Here is a 22,140-nt window from a genome sequence, read left to right on the forward strand (position 1 = left end):
TAACAAAGTTGGTGAATTTTATGGTAAAGCAATCTTTATTAAAGCAGACAATCCCTTTAGGATTAATTATAGGATTCCGTTTTTTTGGATTATTTGTTGTTATGCCCATTTTAGCCCTTTATACTTTGTCTTTAGAGGGAGTAACCCCAATTTTAATAGGAGTTGTTGTAGGTGGTTATGCACTTACACAAGTGTTATTTCAAGTTCCATTTGGGATTCTTAGTGATAAAATTGGACGCAAAAGTGTGATTTTTATAGGGCTTTTAATCTTTGCTTGTGGCTCTTTTATTTGTGCAGTTAGTGATGATATTTTTATACTGGTTATAGGGAGATTATTGCAAGGTGCTGGTGCCATTGGAGGTGTTGTTAGTGCGATGATTGCAGATTTGGTAAAAGAGGAGAGTAGGACAAAGGCTATGGCATTAATGGGGGGGATTATTTCTTTAAGCTTTAGTGCAGCATTAATCCTAGGACCTCTTTTAGGGGCAGCCTTTGGTGTTAAAACTTTGTTTGGAATTACCTCTATTTTAGCAATATTGGGTATAGCTATTTTAGTGTTGTTTGTGCCAAATACCCCCAAAATAACCTATAGCTTTAATGCAAATGATTATAAAACTAGTCATATTTTAAAAAATAGAAATCTTCAAATTATGAATCTTACAAATTTTTTGCAAAAAGGTTTTATGACTCTAGCTTTTTTAATTATTCCTATTGCTCTTGTTAAAGCATTTGGTATGTCTAAAGATGAGCTTTATCAAATCTATATCCCTGCTGCTATTTTAGGGTTTTTAGCTATGGGACCAGCAGCTATTTTAGCAGAAAAAAAGGGCAAGTTTAAGAGTGTGCTAATCTTTGGTATTTTGTTATTTGTTTTAGCGTATTTTTTGATGTTGAGTTCTAATAAATGGGTTTTTATTGTAGGGATTTTAATATTTTTTATTGGTTTTTCTATGCATGAACCTATTATGCAAAGTCTTGCTAGTCGTTATTGTAAAGCGCACCAAAAAGGAAGTGCTTTGGGGGTTTTTACTTCTTTTGGGTATTTGGGTTCTTTTGTAGGAGCACTTGTTGGGGCACATTTGTATGAATTTTTTGGAATGCTCTCTATTAGTATTTTTGTTGCGATAGTTTCTTTATTGTGGATTTTATCTTTTGTTTTTTTAGCTAACCCAACCTCCCAAAAGATGCTTTATTTGCCTTTAAGAGAGGTTAAAGCATTAGAATCTTTAGCTGCACTTAAAGGGGTATTGGAATGGTATGTGAATGAGTGCGAATGTGTAGTTATTATTAAATATGATAAGCATTTAATATTAGAAGAAGAGATTGTGGCATTTATAAAGGCTGCAAATGTAAGATAAGTTTTGCTACCATAGCTCTTAGGGTTTGATTGGAAGTAAAGATGAGGGATAAAGATTGGTTGATGTCAGAGTAGGGATTTTAGTTGTGAAATTAAGCTTTGCCTTAAAGAGGAATTGTAGGATGAGAGTGTTTTAAGTGAGAAAGTAATGGATAAAATCAAAGAAAATATTGAAATTAGTAAAAAAATCCTGAAAATTACAGGAAGCACTAATGCGAAATTTAATCTTATCAAAGAGGGTGATAAAGTCCTATTGGGGCTTAGTGGGGGGAAAGATTCTATACTTTTAGCAACCCTTTTAGCGAGATTGAAGCAATATGCGCCTTTTGATTTTGCATTTAAAGCTTTGACGGTAGATTATGGTAGGGGTGGTGAATATGAATATATTTTTGAATATTGTGAGAAATTAGGAATCCCTTATGAGCTTTATCGAACAGATATTTATAAAATCTTAGAGGAGAATAAAAGAGAGGGGACTATCTATTGCAGCTTTTGCTCTCGTATGCGTAGAGGGGCTTTGTATTCTAAAGCCATAGAGGGAGGGTTTAACAAAATAGCCTTAGCCCATCATTTAGATGATGCTGCAGAGAGTTTTATGATGAATCTTAGTTATAATGGTGCTTTGCGTTCTATGCCACCTATTTATAAAGCAGAGAATGGCTTATATGTGATAAGACCTTTGATTTTTCTGCGAGAGAGACAGATTATTGATTTTATCGCAAAAAATAATATTTATATCGCCCCTGATTGTAATTGTCCTATTATGTGGCAGAGTGATGATAAAAAGCCTTATGCTAGAGAGAGGACAAAACAAATGCTAAAAGAGATGGAATCCCTTAATCCTGACTTTTTTACTTCTTTGAAAGTTGCTTTAGGGAATGTGCATTTAAAAAGTCTTTTTGATGAGAAGTATTTAGAAAGACAAGATAATTAGTGGGTTCTGAATATTGGAAATGTTTGGGGAATAATTTCGTGTTAAAATTTTTAGACTCTTAACTTAGTTTTATAGATAGAAAAAAATAGTTTATATAATAATGGATTTTAAAGAAGAAATAAAAAGAGTTACGAATTTTATTTCATTGCTAAGCAACCTTTAGAGAATAAAAACTTTGATAATCTATACTCGAGGGATTTTATTTATAAATTCTAAGATTCCTGCCCTTACTACTTAAGATTGTTTTTGATAGGATAGGAAAGTATAAGTCTATGGATTTAATAAAGGTTTATTTCTAGACCTTATTGATTTTTTATAAAAAGCTTTTTTGTTTGTGAAATTTAGGTTTTAGTATATGATTTATATGTATAGGTAAGGATTTAGGTGTAAATCTAAAGAAGTCCTAATTAAGATACCTATTTGATAAACAAAGTGAGCTATTTATTGAGAGTGTAAGAGTAATAAAGCGTAAGGATAAAGGCATTTGAATATAGTTATGAAGTTTTTTAGGCTTAAGAATTATCCTACAACTATAAAAAAGGAGTTAATGGTTTCTTTGCTTTTGTTATTAGAGATTGTTTTGTTTGGCTTAAAAACAAGCAAGTAAACAAGGAACTTTGTTAATAAAGCTAGAATCTTACACTCGTTTGTGAGTTTTTAAGGTTTTTAGGGCTTAAGTCTTTAATACTTTTTAAGATTTTTTGAAATTTAGATTCTTAGTTTTTATTTATTAGGCAGTAAGAGTTTAGATGTAAGCATAAAAGGGATTATTATAGTGGTTAGAGGAATTTTTATTTTTGTGTTAAATATATAGATTAATCTAGGGATTGATAGTAATATAAGGATAGTTTATTTTCCTATCAAAATATGGGAGTTTGGTTTGAGGTGTTATGAATTACAAATTCATAACAATATCTCTTGTATCCCGTGCTATCATCAATTCTTCATTAGTGGGGATAACACAAACTTTAACTTTAGAATCAGGAGTAGATACAATCCCTTCTTTACCTACGGTTTCTAAGTTTGCTTTCTCATCAAGCTTAATGCCTAAAAATTGTAAATGGGAGATAATCATTCCACGGATAAATTTCGCATTTTCTCCTACTCCTGCACAAAAGGAAATGGCATCTACGGTAGTTAATGCGGCTGTATAAGAACCAATATATTTTGCAACGCGGTAAGCAAAGGTCGCCCTAGCAAATTTTGCTTTTTCATTACCCGCTTCTTCTGCTGTTAATAAATCTCTAAAATCGCTAGATAGTCCAGAGATACCAAGCACTCCGGATTTTTTATTAAGGATATTCATCATCTCTTTGGTGCTTATATTTTCTTTTTGGCAAATATAATCAACAATAGCAGGATCTAAATCTCCGCTTCTTGTTCCCATAATTAGTCCCTCTAGTGGCGTTAATCCCATACTTGTATCAATGCTTTTGCCATTTTCAATCGCACAGATGCTAGAACCATTGCCTAAATGACAAGTAATGATTCTAGAGTTTTCTAAAGGGATATTTAGAAATTGTGCGGTTCTTTTAGAAACATAGCTATGACTTGTCCCATGAAAGCCATAGCGACGAATTTTATATTTTTCATAATATTCAGAGGGGATACCATACATAAAAGCTTTGGGAGGCATAGTTTGATGAAAAGCGGTATCAAATACTGCTACCATAGGAGTATTTGGCATTAGGTGCTGACAGGCTCTAATCCCAGATAGGTTTGCAGGATTATGCAAAGGTGCTAAATCTATGCATTCTTCCATTTGTGTGATAACTTCATCATTAATAAGGGTTGATTTTGTGAAATATTCCCCTCCATGCACGGTTCTATGTCCTACGGCTTTAATTTCATCTAAGGAATTGATAACGCCAATTTGGGGGTCAATTAAAGTGTCTAAAACAATCTTAATGGCAACCTCATGGTCTTTCATATCGACTTTTTTAGAGAGTTTTTCTCCATTGGCTGGTTTATAGCTAAACTCTCCCTCACTAATACCTATTCTATCACACATTCCAGAAGCTAAAACAGCCTCTGTATCAGCATTAATAATTTGGTATTTAAGGGAAGAGCTCCCACAATTAATAACTAAAATATCCATTTTTTCTCCTTTATTTTTGTTTGTCGGTAAATTTGTAACTTTTAATATATAGGTTTATCCTTTGTTTTGTTGAGCCTGTAGAGCAGTCAGTGCAACAACCGCTACAATATCATCACTACAACAACCTCGAGATAAATCATTAACAGGTGCTGCTAGACCTTGTGTAACAGGTCCATAAGCTTCCGCATTACCTAGTCTTTGGGTGAGTTTGTATCCGATATTTCCAGAATCTAAGTCAGGGAATATTAAAACATTTGCTTCTCCTGCGATTTTACTATTAGGTGCTTTTGATTTACCAATGCTTGGGACAATAGCAGCATCAAGTTGAAATTCACCATCTAATGCGATTTCTGGTGCTAGAGATTGTGCGATTTTTGTAGCTTCTATGACTTTATCAACATCGGGGTGTTTAGCACTTCCTTTGGTAGAGTGTGAAAGCATTGCTACAATAGGTTCTTTACCAACAAAGGTTTGGAAGTTTTTTGCAGAATCAATAGCAATACAGGCAAGCTCTTGTGCATTTGGGTTTTGCACTAATGCACAATCAGAAAATAAGAGGATACCATCTTCTCCATAATCGTGATTTGGAACTAACATTAAAAAGAAACTTGAAACAATCTTAGAATCTTTTTTTGTCCCTAAAATTTGTAAAGAAGCACGTAAAACATCTGCTGTAGAATTAATAGCTCCTGCAACCATTCCATCTGCTTTTTGCGTCTTAACTAAAGCTACTCCAAAATAAAGTGGATTTTCTAAGAGTAGAACTCTTGCAGATTTTTCACTAAGCCCTTTATGTTTTCGTAATTCTACAAAAAGCTCTACATAACTATCTAATTCGTCGCAATATTGTGGCTCAATGAAAGTTGCATTATCTAATTTTAAATGAGGGGCAGAGTTTTTTATGGTGTCTTTATTGCCAACTAAAATAAGGTTAGCAATTTTTTCTTCTAAAATCTTATGTGCTGCTTCTAGCGTCCTTATATCCGTTGTTTCTGGTAAGACTATGGTTTGCAGATTGCTTTTTGCCTTTTGTTTGATAGTGTTAAGAAAGCCCATAACAAATCCTTATTTATATATTTAATTTGGTTGTAATATTGTAAAGTAAAAATTCTAAAGATAACTAGCCAATGAGTAAAAAACATGCGATTTTATTTGGAATGTGTAAAATTTTCCCTTAAAACTTTTTGCTAGATTCAACCTCGGGTTAATTATTATGTATAAGATTATGTATAAATTTGTAACAAAATTTTTGCATAAAAGCTAAGTAATTCGTAATAAAAAATTCCCTAATACTTTTTTTACATAATTTTTATAAAGCGATAGAATCTGTTGTAATATTTTATATTATTAATGTTTTATAGGGTTGATTAAAAGAAAATTCATTACCAAAATCTGTGTTTTCTAATCTTTCTTCAGTTGATTTTCATTAATATTTCTAAGTAAGCCCAATAGATGTTTCCCTAATTTGTGTCGATGAATATTAAGCTTTCTTAAAATCTTCTCCTAATAAGAGAAAAGCCTATTAACTAGGAAAATTTTTCATTATTTGGAAAATAATGCTTTTTAAAACATCTTTTTTCTTTGTTATAAAGAATTGTTACTTAATTTTTGCAATACTAATTCCTAATGACACTTAAAGAAATTCCCATTTTAGATAAATTAAGTGATAGATTTGAAGTTATCTTGATGAATAAGATGAGGAATATTCTGTAAAATTTTAGTAAGTGTTACTTATTTTAATAGTTATGGGATACTTTTTGCTACAAAACTTGCTATATCTACAAGTCTCATTGAATACCCCCATTCATTATCATACCACGCTACGACTTTAAGTTGATTCTTATTAACAACTGCTGTGCAATCTGGAATCAAAATTGCACTATAAGGAGAGCCTATAAAATCACTAGAAACACGTTTATCTTCATCGACTAAGATAAGATTTTGCATTGTGGTTTTTGATGCTTTTAAAAAAGTTTCATTAATAAGCTCTTTAGTAACTTCTTTTTCTACAATACAGGTTAAATCTACAATACTAACATCAGGAGTTGGCACACGGATAGCAAAGCCATTAAGCTTACCTTGTAGTTCTGGCATAACAAGCCCAATGGCTTTTGCTGCACCTGTTGAGGTTGGAATCATATTTAATCCCGCAGCTCTTGCACGGCGAAGATCTTTGTGTTTAGAATCAAGAAGATTTTGGTCATTAGTGTAACTATGGATGGTAGTCATTAAACCGCTTGTGATAGTAAAGTTTTCGTGTAGAACTTTTGCAATAGGTGCCAGAGCATTTGTCGTGCAGCTTGCATTAGAAATAATGGATTCTTGTTGGTAGGTTGTATGATTTACTCCATACACAAAGGTAGGTGTATCTGTTGCAGGAGCAGAGATAATAACCCTTTGTATCCCTCCATAAAGATGAGCGTTAGCTTTGTGAAACTCATTAAAAGCACCCGTGCATTCTATAACAAGTTTTGCACCATAATTCCCAAAGTTTAATGCCTTAATATCTCTTGAGCTAATAATTTGGATATTTTTTTGTTTGCCAATATGGATTTTATCATCAGAGGCTTTTATAACTTCGCTATTTCTATGCACGGAGTCATATTTGAGTAAATGGATAAGTGTATCAATAGGCATAGTGGTATTGATAGCAACAAGCTCTAAATCTTCTTTTTGTTCTAAAATTTTACAAACACATAAACCAATTCTTCCCGTTCCATTAACTGCTACTCTTAAAGCCATCTATTTCCCCTTATTAAAGCGATTTTCTATACTCATTATGGTAAATAAAATATCCTTTAAAACCAATAAACAAGACAATAAATGAATATTTTCCTTTAAAAATGCTTGAAAAAGCCTAAATTTATGTTAGAATACTTGCCTAAAATTTAATTTTCGGAGGTTATTTCGGATGAATAAATCAGAATTTGTAGATTTAGTTAAGAGTGTCGGTGAGTATGAGACTAAAAAAGATGCTGAAAAAGCTATTAGTGCTTTCGTAGCTTCTGTTGAGAAAGCTCTTTCAAAAAAAGAGAGTATTGAATTAGTCGGTTTTGGTAAATTTGAAGCAGTTCTTCAAAAAGGTAAAGAAGGCACTGTTCCAGGAACTAATAAAAAATACAAAACAAAAGATAAATTTGTTCCAAAATTTAAAGCTGGAAAAGGTCTTAAAGACGCTGTTGCAGCAGCAAAAAAATAAAAATTCTTCTTTTCCCTTTTTAGGGAATCTTCATTTATAATAATAACGATGTCCTCGTAGCTCAGCTGGATAGAGCACACGATTCCTAATCGTGAGGTCATGCGTTCAAATCGCATCGTGGACACCAAGTTTTATTCTATGGTGTTTTCGATAAAATCTTTGGTTGTTTTACATTTTTAGTTTCTTTTGCTTAAAGGTTTAATAGTGAGTAAAGTTAGCGTTAGTCTTTTATAGGAGTATTTTAGTTATTTGTAGTGTTTATATTGCTTGGAATTTTTCTTAAGTGGTATTAGATTTTAAATCTATGGAATGCAGTGTAGTTGTTAAAGGTCTTAGCCAAAGGGAGGTTAAAGCAGATGTAATGATACTCCCTATTGAATTTACCCAAACCCATAATGATTTAAATGTTCTTTATCAAAACTTAGATTAAGATACTAAAAAAATATGAATTTTTTTAAAACAATGGGCTTTAAAGGAGAGGATATTAGTCTTTAATCTCTATAAATTATAGATAGATTAGGGAAACTTTATGAGCAAAATAAAAAAGTAACTTATGTTGGAGTAGGTAAGGTATTGCTTCACCCAAGAAGTAGATTTAAGCAAGAAAGCTTTGGGGGGTGTTTTTAAGTTTTGGTAAAGTAGGGAATAGTTTAAAATACAAGAGTATGATTTAGAATATATTTACACTAAGCTTAATGCAATTTAATATCTATCAAGAGAGGCAAGAGAGGCTGCTATGAAATTTGCTTCTAAAAGCTAATTAGGAAAAATTAAGAAAACCTCTCAAGGGCAATTTGGCATAATTAATCGTGATAAAATGCTCTTTATATTAAGACTAAGGGTGATTTCAACTATTGGATACTATCTCAAAGATTGATTTAATAAGCTTTTAGTAGAAAATTTGTGATAATTATAAAAATTTTTAAAGTAGGGCTAGATTTATGGTTATTAAAGGTGCTATGGTTTGTGATGCTAATGGAGAGCAAAGAGGTGATATTAGGATAAAAGAAGGAAAAATAATTAAGGTAGAGAGGAGCATTCTACCTCGAGCTAATGAAGAAGTTTTAGAGGTTCAAGGTTTGGTGTTAATGCCAAGTGCAATAGATTTAAATGTTCGTGTTCAAGATTCTATTTTTACAAAAGAAAATCTTTTGAAATTATCCGCTAAAGCTTCAGCTGGAGGCATTGGTTTGGCAGTTTTGATGCCAGATTGCAAGCCTCTTTTAAACACAGAGACAGGAATAGAGCTTTTAAATGCTCTAAAGAGTGATTTTAAGGCAAACATTGTAGGTGTTGTAGGCAGTAGAGGAGAAGAATTACAACAGGGTAAATACACTTTAGCTCCTCTATCAATTTTACATAAAAAGGGTGCGGTGGGTATTTATTCTCAATCTAGTGAAGATGGGAATTTGTTGCGTAGGGCTTGCGAGTTTGCTTCAATGTTGAATATCCCTATGTTTTTTAATTGCGAAGATTCTTCTTTAAGCGCTAATGGGGTGATGAATGATGGTAGGCTTAGTGCTAGACTTGGACTGCCTTCTATTCCTGCATTAAGTGAAACTAAAGAAGTGGCAATGGTAAGTGAGATTGTTTGCTTTATGCAAGTAAGAGCAATCTTTAATACAATCGCAACAAATAGAAGTATAGAGATTTTGCAAGAAGCTAAAAAACGCAATTCTAGTATTTTTATCCAAACCTCTATCCATCACTTATTATTAACAGAGGATTTGTGTAATAACTATAACACTGCTGCTAAGATAAAACCCCCTTTAAAATCTGAATCCACTAGAATAAAGCTTATTAAAGCTGTGAAAAATTTAGAGATTGATTTAATTACTGCTTTGCAATCAGAAAAGTCCTTAGCACAAAAGGATTTAGCATTTGAAGAAGCTGCTTTTGGCGTGGATATGATTGAATATTTCTTACCGATGTGTTATAGTCTTTTTGTAAAAAGTGAGGGGATGACTTTAAAAGAGATGAGTAAAATTTTATCCCTTAATCCTGCTAAAGCTTTAGGTATGGATTCTCATAAGGGTTTAATTAAAGAAGGGTATGATGCGGATTTATTATTGTTTGATACCAAGCAAACACAAATTATTGATAATCCCAACTCCCCTTTTTGTGATTGGATTTTTAATGGTAAAGTTAAGCAGCTATTTGTAAATGGCAAAGCTGTATAAGGAGTAAAATATGGAAACAAAAATAATAGGAATGTCTGATAAAATTGTGGAGTGGTTTATTAACTTTGCCCCTAATTTGGTGAGTGCTAGTTTAATTTTGCTCTTTGGTTATATTTTAGCAAAGCTTCTTTCAAAATATATTGCCAAAGTTTTAAAGAAAATTACAAAAGATGAAACTTTAGGAATCTTTTTTAAAAATGTTATTTTTGTGGGTGTTTTGTTATTAACTATTGTTACGGCTTTAACAAATCTTGGTGTAAAAACAACTTCTATTATCGCAGTTTTAGGGACAGCTGGTTTAGCTATTGCTTTATCTTTAAAAGATTCTTTGACAAATTTAGCTGCGGGTATTTTATTGGTTGTCTTGAGGTTTTTTAGTCGGGGGGATACCATTAGTGTGGGTTCTATTACAGGGAAAGTAGATTCTATTAATCTTTTTGAAACAAGACTTACAACTTTAGATAATCAGATGGTTATTTTGCCTAATTCTTCTATTATCTCTTCTCCTGTTATAAATATTAATGCTAACCAAACAAGACGTATGGATTTGATTTTTGGGATAGATTATAAGAGTGATATATTGCAAGCAAAGCAGGTTTTAGAGGGTATCTTTAAAGAAGATGAGATGGTATTAAATGACCCAGAACCTGTTGTTGGTGTCAATGCACTTAATGCAAGTAGTATTGACTTAGTCGTGCGTTTTTGGGTGAAAAGTGAGGATTATTTTAGGGCTAAGATAATCCTCACCCAAAAAGTTAAGATGGCTTTTGATGAGAGGGGCATTGAAATTCCTTATAATAAACTTGATATTAATATTAATCCTACACAACTTCCTAGTTTTAAAGATGGGCAATAATGAAGTTAATGGGTGCAGATTTTCTTTTAATATGTGATGAAAAATTTGAAATACTTAAAAATGCAGGAATCTTGTTTGATAAGAAGCAGATTTTAGAAATTGGAGAGTATGATAAGCTTATAAAAAAATCCCCTCAAAATACACAATATTATAAAGAATGTGTTGTAACTCCTGCCCTTTGTAACTTACATATACATTTAGAGTTTAGTCAAAACAAGGGAATTTTAAATTTTGGGAATTTTGGGAATTGGCTAGATAGTGTGATTATTCATAGGGAGACCCTTATGGGTGGTGATTTGCAAGAAACTATGCAAAAAGAAATTAAACATTTGTTGCAAAGTGGGGTTGGATTTGTTGGTGCTATAAGTAGCTATGGGTATGATTTAGAGGTTTTAGCTAATAGCCCTTTAAGGGTTTTGTATTTTAATGAAGTTATGGGCTCTAAAGCAGAAATGGTAGATGTTTTATGTCAAAATGCCCTAACGCGTTTAAAGGCATCAAAAGATTTTGCTTCCGAGAAATTCCTTCCTGCATTGGCTATTCATTCCCCTTATTCCGTGCATTCTAAACTTTTTTCTTATATTCTTGCCTTAGCTAAGCAAGACCATTTACCCCTTAGTATTCATTTTTTAGAATCTTATGAGGAGAGAGAGTGGTTAGAGCATAAAAGTGGTTATTTTAAAGATTTTTTTGAAAAGTTTTTTAATGTGAGAATGCAGCCTTTTTATAGTGTTGAGAGTTTTTTAGATTCCCTTAAAGGATTGCAACCTTATCTTGTGCATTGTCTGCAAGCTACAAAAGAGGAGCTACAAAAGATTAAAAACTTAGGGGGATTCTTAATTTCTTGCCCAAAATCTAATCGGTTATTAAATAATACCTTATTGGATTTAAAACTTTGTGAAGAGCTAGGCATAAATCCTATTTTTGCAACCGATGGTAAAAGTTCTAATGATTCTCTCTCTCTTTTAGATGAATTAAGGGTAGCTTTATATGCTTATAAAGAATATGATGTAGAAGAGCTTGCAAAAATATTGCTTTTAGGTGTTACTTATTATGCAGGGAAGAGCTGTAATATGAAGGTAGGGAGTTTGCAAGTGGGTTATAAACCAGATTTTGCAGTGTTTAGGGTAGAAGCAAGAGAACAAATTGCCCTTTCTTTGTTGTTACAAGCAAGGACCGCAGAGGCTTTGTATATTGCAGGAGAAGAGATTGATTTAGGGAGTGAAATATGAGCGTATCAAGTATTTTTAGGGAATATGATATTCGGGGTATTTTTGAAAAAGAATTAAATGAAGAAAATGCCGTTAAGATTGGTTATTTATTAGGGGTAGAATTACAAAAACAGGGTGGAAAGAATCTAGGTATTGGCTATGATGCTAGAGTGCATTCTAAACAAATTTTTGATTGGTTTTGTAGTGGAGTAGCTAGAAGTGGTGCTGTCCCTTATGGATTAGGAGAGATTCCAACCCCTGTTGGGTATTTTTCGCTTTTTTGTGATTTTAATGGGTTAGTTTTAGATGGTAATGTGATGATTACAGGTTCGCATAATCCCCCGCAATATAACGGCTTTAAAACAACTTTTTTAAAGAAGCCTTTTTTTGGAGAGGAAATTTATGCTCTAAAGGAGAAGTTTAATGCTCTAAAGCCTTTAGAGTTTATAGCTACAAAACCTAAAGAGTTGAATGTATTAGATAAATATGTAGAATTTTTAGCAAAAGAATTTAAGCATTTAGAGGGCTTTTGTATGCCGCTTTGTATTGATTGTGGAAATGGAGTGGCGGGCATTGGGATTAAGGGGATTTTTGATAAATTACAAATTCCTTATGAGGGGCTTTATTTTGAACCTGATGGAAACTTTCCTAATCATCATCCAGACCCAAGTGAAGAAGAAAACTTGAAGGATGTTAAAAAAAATATTGCTAAAAATGGAGGTATTGGGTTTGCTTTAGATGGTGATGGTGATAGGTTGGCAGTTGTTAGGGGAGAGAGGGTTTATAAAGGTGATGAATTAGCCATTATATTTGCCCATAAGATTCCTAATCCTGTTGTTATTGGGGAAGTGAAATGCTCTTTAAATATGTATGAAAGCATTAATAAGATAGGCAAAGCCATTATGTATAAAACCGGGCATAGTAACTTAAAAGTCAAATTAAAAGAAGCTAATGCCCATATGGCATTTGAAGTAAGTGGGCATATCTTTTTTAATGATAGATATTTTGGGTATGATGATGCTACTTATACGCTTTTGAGAGTTTTAGAGCTTTTAAAAGAGGAGGGGATGGAGTTTGATAGGATTCTTGCTAGTCTCCCTAAGCTTTATGCAACTGATGAGATAAAAATACCAGCTTCTGATGAGGAGAAATTTCTACTTATGGATAAACTTAAAGAATCACTTAAAAATCCCCCTAAAGACTTTCCTGAAATAATAGATATTGTTACTATTGATGGTATTCGCGTGATTTTTAAGGAAGGGTGGGGGTTAATTCGGGCTAGTAATACTACGCCCATGCTTGTAACGCGTTTTGAAGCAAAAAGTCCTACACTCAAAGAGGTTTATCAACAAAAATTGCTAGAATTATTAGAAATAATTAAAGGATAAGTATGGAGACATTGACTTTAAAATCGCCCTTTGATATGCATCTTCATCTACGTGATGGAGAGATGTTGGAAAATATTATAAAATATACCGCACAAAATTTTGCTTCAGCCTTAGTTATGCCAAATTTAGAATTGCCTATTGTAAGTGTGGATTTAGCAGTAGCGTATAAGCAGAGAATTTTAGAAGCTTGTAAGAAGCAAGGGATTGAGGATTTTATGCCCCTTATGAGCCTTTATCTTACCCCCTCCCTTACAGAGGTAGAATTAAGAAAGGCTAAAGAATTAGGGATTTTTATTCTAAAGCTTTATCCAAAAGGTGCTACTACAGGTAGCCAGAGTGGTGTTAAAGAGGTTTTGGATTCTAAGATTTTAGAGATTTTAGGGATTGCTGAGAGCTTGGGTATGGTCTTAAGTATTCACGGGGAGAGTAATGGGTTTGTTATGGAACGAGAGGTAGAGTTTCATCCCGTTTTTGAAGTTTTAGGTAAGAGTTTTCCAAAACTTAGAATTATTTTTGAACATTTAAGTGATTATCGCTCTGTTGCTTTAGTGGAAAAGTATGAGAATCTTTTTGCTACACTCACTTTGCACCATATGTTATTAAGTTTAGACAGTGTGGCTGGAGGTATGCTAAACCCGCATTATTTTTGTAAGCCTATTTTAAAAACTAAAAAAGATCAAGAAGCCCTTTTACAAGTAGCCCTAAGCGGACATTCAAAATTTTCTTTTGGGAGTGATTCAGCTCCTCATTTAAGAAACGCAAAAGAGCAAAAGGGTGCAGCGGGTATTTTTAGCGCACCTATTTTATTGCCTCTTTTAGTGCAAACTTTTGAATCTAATAGGGCTTTAGAGAAATTAGAAACTTTTATAAGCTATAATGCTAGTAAAATTTATCAATTACCTTTAAGTAAAAAGAATGTTAGGTTGTGTAAAAAACCTATGATAATCCCGCAGGAGTGCTATGGTGTAGTGCCGATGTTAGCTGGAGAAACTTTAGAGTGGAGTGTTGCGTAAATGCAAAAGATTGCGATTTATCCGGGAACTTTTGATCCAATTACCAATGGGCATTTAGATGTTATTAAGAGAGCTTCTTTATTGTTTGATGGATTAATTATTGCTGTGGCAAAATCAGAGAGTAAGAATCCTTTTTTTAGTATAGAGAAACGTTTTGCTATGGTCAATCTTGCTTTAGAGGGCGTAGAGGTTGGTTGTAAGGTGGAGGTATTAAGCTTTAATAATCTTGTGGCAGATTTTGCTAGGGATCAGGAGGCAAATATTCTCATAAGAGGTCTTAGGGCGGTAAGTGATTTTGAATATGAGTTACAAATGGGCTATGCCAATGCCTCTTTAAATGAAACTTTAGAAACTATTTATCTAATGCCCTCTTTACAAAATGCCTTTATTAGCTCTACGGTTGTTCGATCTATTTTATTGCATAATGGAGATATTTCTCATTTGGTTCCAAAATCTGTTAGAGATTTTATTAAGGAAGATCAATGTATGTTGCCTTAGAGGGGATTGATACAAGTGGTAAAAGCACACAAATACAGGCTTTAAAAAATATTTTTAAAGAAGCAGTTTTTACCTTTGAACCAGGAGCAACAGAGATTGGGGAAAAACTTAGAGAGATTTTATTAGAAGATTCTATTTTTTTAGATAGTAGGGTGGAGATGTTACTTTTCTTAGCCGATAGAGCCGAACTTATTGCTAAGGTTATAAAGCCTAATCTTCATAAGCTTGTTATCTCTGATAGAAGCCTTATTTCTGGTATGGCTTATGCTAAAGACTTTGATTTGAGGGTTTTAAAAACCTTTAACCTTTTTGCTACACAGGGGATTTTACCCAATAAAGTTGTTTTTTTAGAATTACAAGAAGAGGAATTAAAAAAACGTTTAAGCCATAAAAAGAATGATAAGATAGAGTTAAGAGGATTAAAGCAGCTCTTAGAATCTCAAAAAAGATTTAAATGTGTTATTCAGGATTTATCTTTGCAAGCTTTGATTTTAGATGGCTCTTTACCAAGAGAGGAAATTACGCAAAAAATTATCACTTTTATCGAGGAATAATGCGGTGTTTGCTCTGTGGCAAATGGTGTTTTAGCTTTCTTTGTTCTATTTGTCGTGATAGAATTAATATCTCTCCAAAAATGCGTCAGCTTCCTTTTAACTTTAGGGTTTATAGTTTTTATGAATATTTGCATATGCAGTATTTACTACAAGCAAAATATCATCTCATAGGGCATAGAATTTATGAGGTTTTATCCCATAGGGCAGTTGCTTATTTGCAAGATTCTTTAAAAGTTCCTTTTAATACTTATGGAGTGGGTGTTGATGATAAAATAGGTTTGAAGGGATATGCGCATAATGCGATTTTTTTAAAACATTTAAAAAAGATAGGGATAAAACCCCTTTTTCATACCCTTATTGCAAGCAATGAAGTCTCTTATGCAGGGAGAGATTTAAAATTTCGTCAAGATAATCCAAGAGATTTTGTTTTATACAGGAATCTTAGGGGCAAGGAGATTATTTTAGTTGATGATATTATTACAACAGGATTGACACTTCAAGAGGCAAAAAGAAGCATAGAGGAGGCTGGAGGTAGGGTGCTAATGGCATTTGTTTTAAGTGATGCTAGCACTTAATAGATGAGGGTTTTTTCTAACAAATCTAGCAATTTTATATCATTACCAAAACCTTGTTGGTAAATTACATAATTAGCTAAGACTTTTTTACCATAAGTTCTTGTCTCTTCATAGGGAATCATTTCCATACTATACCAAGGATCAAGGGGATTATTTTTCTTAAAAAGATAGTTTTTCTCTAAAAGCCTACGCGTAAATCCTGGTCCCCCATTATAGGCATAAGAGACAAAGAGGGGATGTTTAAATTCACGCACCAAAGGACGCGTGAAATATTCCGCATAGGGCACATTAATAGCAGGATTAAACATATCAAGATAGCTAACCTTATCACTCTCTCCTAATTCTTTAGCAATGGCTGTTACATTAAAGGGCATAAGTTGCATAAGCCCTAATGCATAAGAAGTTGAGATAGCTGTGGGGATAAATAGGCTCTCTTGTCTCCCCAATGCGTATAAAAGAGCTTGTTGATCTGGAGAGAAGGCAGAAAAAACTTCTCTATAAGGCATTAAGAAATATTCTGTCTCTTGTTGTTTATTTAGCCAAATATAATGTGCTTTTGTATCGGCATAATTGACTTTTTCTAAAAGCTTAGCCTTATCTTGCGAAGTTTTATAAGAATCTCTAATTCTTTGCCATTCAAAAGGGTTTTGTGTATTCCATTGTGCAAAAGTATTGTTTGTGTCTATATCACGAACAATTGTAAATTGAGCTTTAGCATTGGTAAGCTCTAAGCTTGCAAGGGAATAAATATCTAAAGTTTTAGATTGTGCTAGAGTGTCTAAATATTGCGTATCTTGGCTAATAAGATAAGCCCAAAAAATTCCGCGATTTTTATAAAAAGGATATTTTGCCCTTTGTGCAGAATGATTAAAAAGTGTTAAAGCTTCTTGATTTTTATTGTATTTTGCAGCATTTAATCCCAAATAAAAAGCAGCTTCAGCATCAATATAGGGTAGAATTTCTTGAGGGTTGATAGAAGTTAAGGATTTATTAAATTTCTGCATATTGGGATTTAAAATAGCCTGTCTTAAAACCTTTTGAAAGAGTGGGTTTTGGGATTTGAGATAATCTTTTAAGATATTTGTAGGTAGGGGTTGATTGAGTTTAGTGCGGTAGTTTGGGCTAACATTGAGGTAAAAATCTGCAAAGTTATTAGCATTAGTTTGTATTAGACGATTAAAAGCATTGCTAGAAGCAAGAATCTCTAGGTTTTTAGAGAGGGTAGAATGTGTAGTGGAGAGTTTTTTTGCTAAGTTTAGTAAGCTTTGTTTATCAAGAGATTCTGCTTTTTTGAGTGTAAGTGCATTAGCGATGCATTGGGAATCTTGTTTAAGGAGTGTTTGTAGATTCATTTGTTCACAACGCGTTTTATAAGAGAGTGCTTTATTGTCCCCTTTTTTGTAATAAAGTCCAAAGAGTTGTTGGTTTTTTCTATTAGCAAGTTCATAGGCTTCAAAAGCTTCTTGGGGGGTAATATTTTGTTGTAAATAAAGCCAAATATAAAAATCACGAGAGATTCCATTGGGTTGTTGTTTGAGATAATCTAAAGTAATGGTGTTAGCATAAGTAAAGATAAAAAAGAAAGGGCAAAGGATAAAGAGCTTTTTCATTATTATTCCTTTAGAGGCTTCTTGCGAGGCTAAAAAGTAATTTGATAAAAAATAAATTAATAAATTGTAAGACTAAAATTACAATAAGTGGAGTTAAATCTATCCCTCCAATAATAGTGGGGATAAGAGAGCGAATTTTTACATAAAGCGGTTCTGTGAGTTTATAAAGAATTTGCACTATGGGGTTATAAGGATCGGGTCTCACCCAAGAAACAAGAGCAGCAATAATAACAATCCAAACATAAATATTTATTATCATACTTAAAATTTGTGCAACTGCTTCAATAAAAGTTCCTAAAATCATCTTATCTCCTTAAAATATCTTGTAAAAAAAATCTTAAAATAGGGAATAAATCACTAAGTTCTGGTCCATTGCTACAACCGGTTAATAAAAACCTTAGAGGTTTAAAAAATGCTTTGCCTTTAAGATTAGATAGTCGCATAGCTTCCTTTTTAAAATCCTCATAAGAAATTTGTTGCTGATTACTAGTTTCTAGCATTGCTAAAAGGATATTTTGTAAAACAAGAATCTCTTCTTTAAATTCTGGATTTTCTGTTTTTAAAAGAAGTGATTTTTTCATAAAGATTTTATCAATTTTTTGACGCAATTCATTAAGCGTGCTAGATTCTTGTAAATAAAGCTTTGCTAAAGCCCCAATGCTTAAGTCTTTATAGCCTAAAAGTAGGGCTAAATCTTGTTCATTACTAAGTTTAAAATGCTCACGATTTAAAAACTTTAATTTGTCTAAATCAAATCTTGCGGGAGCTTTAGCTATTTTGGAAATATCAAACCAAGCAATGGCTTCTTTTAGCGTAAAGACTTCTTGGGGAGTCTTATTTCCTATTAAAATTAAGTAATTAGCAATAGCTTGGGGTAAGAATCCCTCATCAAGTAGCCATCGCACACTTGAAGCATTATCGCGTTTGCTCATTTTTTTGCCTTCATTGTTTAGCAAAATAGGTAAATGTGCAAAGGATATATGCTTAGAGTAATTAAGGTATTGATGGATTAATATTTGTTTAGGCGTATTACTTACATGATCTTCCCCTCGTATAATATAATCTATATCATAGAGCATATCATCTGCAGCACAAGCGAAATTATAAGTTGGGGTTAAATCTTCTTTTAAGATAACAAAGCTATCAATCTCATCCCCTGCAAATTCTATATGTCCTTTAATAATATCTTGAAAATGTAGGGATTTCTTAGGGCTTTTTAGTCGGACAACAGGATTGTTGTTGCTTGCTTTATGCAGTGTAGCCCAGCTATCATCATAGCGAAAAGCTTGGTGTTTAGCTTTAGCTTCCTGCCGTTTTTGTTCTAAAAAATCTTTAGTGCAATAACAATAAAAAGCTTTATTTTGAGCGATTAAATATTCTGCTAATCGCCGATGATGCTCTAAGTTATGACTTTGATAGATAAGGTTGTCCCATTTAACCCTAAAGAGGGTAAGCAAGAACATAATATCTTTATCTTTATCTTTGATATTTCTTGCTGTATCTGTATCTTCAATCCTTAAAAGCAGCTTTTCATTTTTTTGTTGTGCTAAGATATAATTAAAAATGGCTACGCGTAAATTCCCTATATGCATATCACCCGTTGGGCTTGGTGCAAATCGAAGCATAGAATACCTTTTAGTATAAGCTTTATATTTCTTTAATATCTTGGGGATTCTACCATAAAGAAAATTACAAATTATTTTAGTTTTGGGAAAATTAGATTTTATGGATTCTTTTAAAGGAGGTATTTATTTTTTTAAAATGTAATGTTAAAATTCTAACGATAAACTTAAATAGGTCTTATAAAGAATTTATAGAGGGAAGTAATGTATAGAATCTTATTAGTAGAAGATGATTTGGAAATGCAAAGATTGCTTATAGAATATCTTAAGCAAAGTGGTATGGAAGTAGTCGCTACAGATAATCCTAATAAAGCTTTAGAGATGCTAGAGAATAAAGAGAAATTTCATTTAGCGGTGTTAGATATTATGCTGCCCCAAATGGATGGTTTAGAGCTTTGTAAAAAAATACGCAAAATTAATGATTTGCCTATTATTATGTCCTCTGCTAGAGGGGATATTAGCAGTAAGGTTTTAGGCTTTGAATGTGGAGCTGATGATTATTTGGCAAAGTCTTATGAACCTTTAGAATTGATTGTGCGAATCAATGCACTTTTAAAACGTTATTCTACAAATGCTGTGATTATTTATAAGGATTTAGAGTTAGATATAATTAAGCATAAAGTGAGTTTGCAAGGTTATTTGTTAGATTTAACTCCAGCAGAATTTGAAATTTTAAGTCTTTTGCTTACACATAAGGGGAAGCCTTATTCTAGAGAATCTTTAGCACAAGCTATTTCAAGCATTGATAGTAATTCTTCTTTGCGGAGTATTGATACCCATATTAGAAACTTACGATTAAAACTAGGGGATGATGCTAAAGCCCCAAAATATATCCAATCTGTTTGGGGGATTGGGTATAAATTCTGTGAGTGAAAATGCAAGCAACTTCTAGATTCATGCCTTCTTTATTTGTGCAAATTTATAGTTTATTTTGCATTTCTATGATTTTAAACGCTATGATTGCTTATTATTCTAGTTTAGCAAGTTTAAGGCAAAATGAGGAAAGCATTATTTCTCAAGTTGCCTTTTTAGCCCAGCAATCAATGATTGAATTTATTAATGGCAATACAACACTTGTAGAATCCTTTGTAAAATATTATGGGTTTTCAAGAATAGAAAATATGGAAGCTGATGCACATATTGTTTATGGTTATGGTAATAATTTAACTTTAATCAAGATTTTTAGATATCAAAAAAATTATGGTTTTATGTTGGAATATTCAGGGAATACCTATATCGCACAGAAAAATTTTTCTAAAGAATTTATTGGTAGTGATGCGAATTTATGGATATTGTTAGATTTTTTCGTTTTGGTTTTAACTTTTGCGATAATTTTAGCTATTTTACATCCTATGAAGATCTTGCGATTCTCTTTAGAGGAATTTACAAAAGGGAATTATAATATTAAAGTCCCCATTCCCAAAGAACCACAATTAGCACTTTTAGCAAAAAGTTTTAATACTATGACTATAAAGATTTCAAAGCTTATTATTACAAGGGAATTTGTTTTGCGTAATATTGGGCACGAGTTAAAAACACCTCTATCCAAAGCAAAATTAGCCCTAGAATTAATGCCACAAAATCCGCAAAAATCCATCGTTATTAAGTGCATTAGGAATCTTGATGCGCTTGTTAGCCAAATACTCACTTTTGAGAAGGTTCAAGAGGGAGAGGATTTATTAGATAAAAAAGATTTTTTTGTAGAAACTTTAATCTTGAGAGTCTTAGAAGCTTCATTTTTGCAAGAAGAAGATTTGGATTTAGAAATCTCTACAAACTTTAAAATTTATGGAGATTTAGATTTTTTAGCCATTGCTTTGAAAAATCTTGTTGAAAACGCGAAAAAATATAAAAGTGGCGGTAAGATTAGGGTTATTGCTAAAGAGAGTGAGAGAGGATTTATTCTAGCAGTTAGCAATCAAGGGCAGAGATTGCAAAGGGATATACAAGAGTATTTTGAACCTTTTTATAGGGATAAAAAGCACGAATTAATAGCAGGTTATGGACTTGGGCTTAGTATTGTTAGTAGGATTTTAGAATTGCATAATATGCAATTTATGTATGAATACCAAGAAAATCAACATGTTTTTTATTTTTTAATGCCGAAGTTAAACTAATGAAAGAATATATAGGGATAGATTTGGGGAGCAATTCTTTGCGGTGTGTGCGGATGAATAAAGATTTTGAGGTATTAGGGGAATATGAGGAGACTATACGCACTGCAGAGGGTTTAGAAGAGAATAAAGTCATAGGGGAAGCGGCGTTAGGGCGGATTATTAAAGCCCTAAAAAAGGCTAAGGAAGTTTTAAATATTACTCCAAATGATGAGGTCATAGCCCTTAGCACGCAAGCATTAAGGGAGGCTAAAAATAGAGATTTTATTTTACGCTCTATTAAAGAAGCGACTGCGATTAGCTTTCAGGTTATTTCTGGGGAGGAGGAATCTTTTATTACTTCTTTAGCACCACAAAGAGCGGTTTTAGCATTATCACAAAAATCTTTGAAATACCAACAAGAATGTTTTTTACTTATTGATATGGGTGGGGCAAGCAGTGAATTTATTTTTTGCACCCCACAGGGAATCTTTGCTAAGAGTTTTGCTGTTGGGATTGTAAGTGTTAAAGAGCGGTATGGGAGCATAGAAAATCTTTTAGCCCATAAAGAGGAGATTATAAGCCCTATTAGGGATTTTATGCAACAAAACGCTAAAGAGGGCAGAGTGGCTAAATTTTTAGTGGCTAATAGCGGGACACCTACGAGTGTGTGTGCAATGAAGCTTGGGTTAAAGGTTTATGATAGTAAAAAGATTTTTGGGATGGAACTTCAAAGGAGTGATTTTGAGGAGCAATTACAGAAGTTTTTGTTGCTTTGCCAAGAGGAGAGGGAAACTTTGTGGGGAATTTTTAAGGCTGATGTTGTGCCTTTTGGGATTTTGTTATTCTTATCTTTTATGGAAGTTTTAGGGTCTAAGGAAGTCTTAGTAATAGATGAGGGTTTAAGGGAAGGTGCTGTGATGGCTAGAGTATATGGTAAGATTTAATCCAC

The 22,140-nt window shown here is 32.8% G+C and carries 21 protein-coding genes and 1 tRNA gene; 16 read left to right on the top strand and 6 right to left on the bottom strand.

What is annotated here, in order from left to right; genetic code table 11:
• Positions 1 to 20: 20 nt before the first annotated feature.
• Both LS72_RS03475 and LS72_RS03480 read left to right on the top strand, forming a co-directional pair.
• Complete coding sequence (locus LS72_RS03475; RefSeq protein WP_034552588.1) at positions 21 to 1,358, top strand: MFS transporter; 1,338 nt, start codon at positions 21 to 23, stop codon at positions 1,356 to 1,358.
• Between the two features lie 147 nt (positions 1,359 to 1,505).
• On the top strand, positions 1,506 to 2,291 hold the full coding sequence (locus LS72_RS03480; protein WP_238700684.1) for a tRNA 2-thiocytidine biosynthesis TtcA family protein: 786 nt from the start codon (positions 1,506 to 1,508) through the stop codon (positions 2,289 to 2,291).
• 895 nt (positions 2,292 to 3,186) lie between these two features.
• Here the strand turns inward: LS72_RS03480 and LS72_RS03485 are convergent.
• The 3 genes from LS72_RS03485 to gap all read right to left on the bottom strand — a co-directional run bounded on the left by LS72_RS03485 (position 3,187) and on the right by gap (position 7,131).
• The gene (locus LS72_RS03485; protein WP_034552534.1) at positions 3,187 to 4,389 is read right to left on the bottom strand and encodes an acetate/propionate family kinase; all 1,203 of its coding nucleotides are present in this window, start codon (positions 4,387 to 4,389) and stop codon (positions 3,187 to 3,189) included.
• Between the two features lie 54 nt (positions 4,390 to 4,443).
• Complete coding sequence (gene pta, locus LS72_RS03490; RefSeq protein ID WP_034552531.1) at positions 4,444 to 5,445, bottom strand: phosphate acetyltransferase; 1,002 nt, start codon at positions 5,443 to 5,445, stop codon at positions 4,444 to 4,446.
• Positions 5,446 to 6,132: 687 nt separating this feature from the next.
• Positions 6,133 to 7,131, bottom strand: coding sequence for a type I glyceraldehyde-3-phosphate dehydrogenase (gene gap / locus LS72_RS03495; protein WP_034552529.1), 999 nt, complete (start codon positions 7,129 to 7,131; stop codon positions 6,133 to 6,135).
• A gap of 169 nt (positions 7,132 to 7,300) precedes the next feature.
• Here gap and LS72_RS03500 point away from each other — a divergent pair, with 169 nt between their 5' ends.
• The 11 genes from LS72_RS03500 (at position 7,301) to LS72_RS03550 (ending at position 15,863) form a co-directional block, all read left to right on the top strand.
• A complete protein-coding gene (locus LS72_RS03500) occupies positions 7,301 to 7,588 on the top strand; it encodes an HU family DNA-binding protein (RefSeq protein ID WP_034552528.1) in 288 nt (95 codons plus the stop codon).
• Positions 7,589 to 7,638: 50 nt separating this feature from the next.
• Positions 7,639 to 7,715: transfer RNA gene (locus LS72_RS03505), tRNA-Arg, on the top strand.
• Positions 7,716 to 7,871: 156 nt separating this feature from the next.
• Positions 7,872 to 8,018 (top strand): hypothetical protein, encoded by a 147-nt coding sequence (locus LS72_RS11345; RefSeq protein ID WP_238700686.1) that lies wholly within the window; start codon positions 7,872 to 7,874, stop codon positions 8,016 to 8,018.
• Between the two features lie 511 nt (positions 8,019 to 8,529).
• A complete protein-coding gene (locus LS72_RS03515; protein ID WP_034552525.1) occupies positions 8,530 to 9,768 on the top strand; it encodes an amidohydrolase family protein in 1,239 nt (412 codons plus the stop codon).
• Positions 9,769 to 9,778: 10 nt separating this feature from the next.
• Positions 9,779 to 10,624 (top strand): mechanosensitive ion channel family protein, encoded by an 846-nt coding sequence (locus tag LS72_RS03520; RefSeq protein WP_034552523.1) that lies wholly within the window; start codon positions 9,779 to 9,781, stop codon positions 10,622 to 10,624.
• Positions 10,624 to 11,856 (top strand): aminofutalosine deaminase family hydrolase, encoded by a 1,233-nt coding sequence (gene mqnF, locus LS72_RS03525; RefSeq protein WP_034552521.1) that lies wholly within the window; start codon positions 10,624 to 10,626, stop codon positions 11,854 to 11,856. Before LS72_RS03520 ends, mqnF begins: the two co-directional genes overlap by 1 nt.
• Positions 11,853 to 13,223: a phosphomannomutase/phosphoglucomutase gene (locus LS72_RS03530; protein ID WP_138155032.1), complete on the top strand. Its 1,371-nt coding sequence runs from the start codon at positions 11,853 to 11,855 to the stop codon at positions 13,221 to 13,223. Before mqnF ends, LS72_RS03530 begins: the two co-directional genes overlap by 4 nt.
• Before the next feature lie 2 nt (positions 13,224 to 13,225).
• Complete coding sequence (pyrC, locus tag LS72_RS03535) at positions 13,226 to 14,236, top strand: dihydroorotase (protein WP_034554712.1); 1,011 nt, start codon at positions 13,226 to 13,228, stop codon at positions 14,234 to 14,236.
• The gene (gene coaD, locus LS72_RS03540) at positions 14,237 to 14,734 is read left to right on the top strand and encodes a pantetheine-phosphate adenylyltransferase (RefSeq protein WP_034554711.1); all 498 of its coding nucleotides are present in this window, start codon (positions 14,237 to 14,239) and stop codon (positions 14,732 to 14,734) included.
• A complete protein-coding gene (gene tmk, locus LS72_RS03545; protein ID WP_034554710.1) occupies positions 14,719 to 15,288 on the top strand; it encodes a dTMP kinase in 570 nt (189 codons plus the stop codon). Before coaD ends, tmk begins: the two co-directional genes overlap by 16 nt.
• On the top strand, positions 15,288 to 15,863 hold the full coding sequence (locus tag LS72_RS03550; RefSeq protein WP_034554709.1) for a ComF family protein: 576 nt from the start codon (positions 15,288 to 15,290) through the stop codon (positions 15,861 to 15,863). Before tmk ends, LS72_RS03550 begins: the two co-directional genes overlap by 1 nt.
• On the opposite strand, the gene LS72_RS03555 is transcribed toward LS72_RS03550, so the two are convergent.
• Genes LS72_RS03555 through gltX form a run of 3 tightly spaced genes read right to left on the bottom strand, consistent with a single transcriptional unit; the run spans position 15,860 to position 19,098 of the window.
• Entirely contained in the window at positions 15,860 to 17,473 is a 1,614-nt protein-coding gene (locus LS72_RS03555) for a lytic transglycosylase domain-containing protein (protein ID WP_034554708.1), read from the bottom strand. The genes LS72_RS03550 and LS72_RS03555 overlap by 4 nt on opposite strands.
• Before the next feature lie 10 nt (positions 17,474 to 17,483).
• On the bottom strand, positions 17,484 to 17,777 hold the full coding sequence (locus tag LS72_RS03560) for a YggT family protein (RefSeq protein ID WP_034554707.1): 294 nt from the start codon (positions 17,775 to 17,777) through the stop codon (positions 17,484 to 17,486).
• Position 17,778: 1 nt separating this feature from the next.
• Positions 17,779 to 19,098, bottom strand: a complete 1,320-nt coding sequence (gene gltX, locus LS72_RS03565; protein WP_034554706.1) for a glutamate--tRNA ligase — start codon at positions 19,096 to 19,098, stop codon at positions 17,779 to 17,781.
• A 201-nt stretch (positions 19,099 to 19,299) separates the two neighbouring features.
• On the opposite strand from gltX, the gene LS72_RS03570 reads away from it, so the two are divergent.
• The 3 genes from LS72_RS03570 to LS72_RS03580 are packed head-to-tail and all read left to right on the top strand — an operon-like array spanning position 19,300 to position 22,135.
• Positions 19,300 to 19,968 carry a response regulator transcription factor gene (locus LS72_RS03570; RefSeq protein WP_034554705.1) on the top strand — a complete coding sequence of 223 codons (669 nt, stop codon included), beginning with the start codon at positions 19,300 to 19,302 and terminating at the stop codon, positions 19,966 to 19,968.
• A 38-nt stretch (positions 19,969 to 20,006) separates the two neighbouring features.
• Complete coding sequence (locus LS72_RS03575) at positions 20,007 to 21,212, top strand: ATP-binding protein (protein WP_238700688.1); 1,206 nt, start codon at positions 20,007 to 20,009, stop codon at positions 21,210 to 21,212.
• A complete protein-coding gene (locus LS72_RS03580) occupies positions 21,212 to 22,135 on the top strand; it encodes a Ppx/GppA phosphatase family protein (protein ID WP_034555128.1) in 924 nt (307 codons plus the stop codon). The genes LS72_RS03575 and LS72_RS03580 overlap by 1 nt, the downstream gene beginning before the upstream one ends.
• Positions 22,136 to 22,140: the final 5 nt, after the last annotated feature.

It is taken from the genome of Helicobacter apodemus, assembly GCF_000765745.2.
In the GTDB taxonomy this organism is placed as follows: domain Bacteria; phylum Campylobacterota; class Campylobacteria; order Campylobacterales; family Helicobacteraceae; genus Helicobacter_D; species Helicobacter_D apodemus.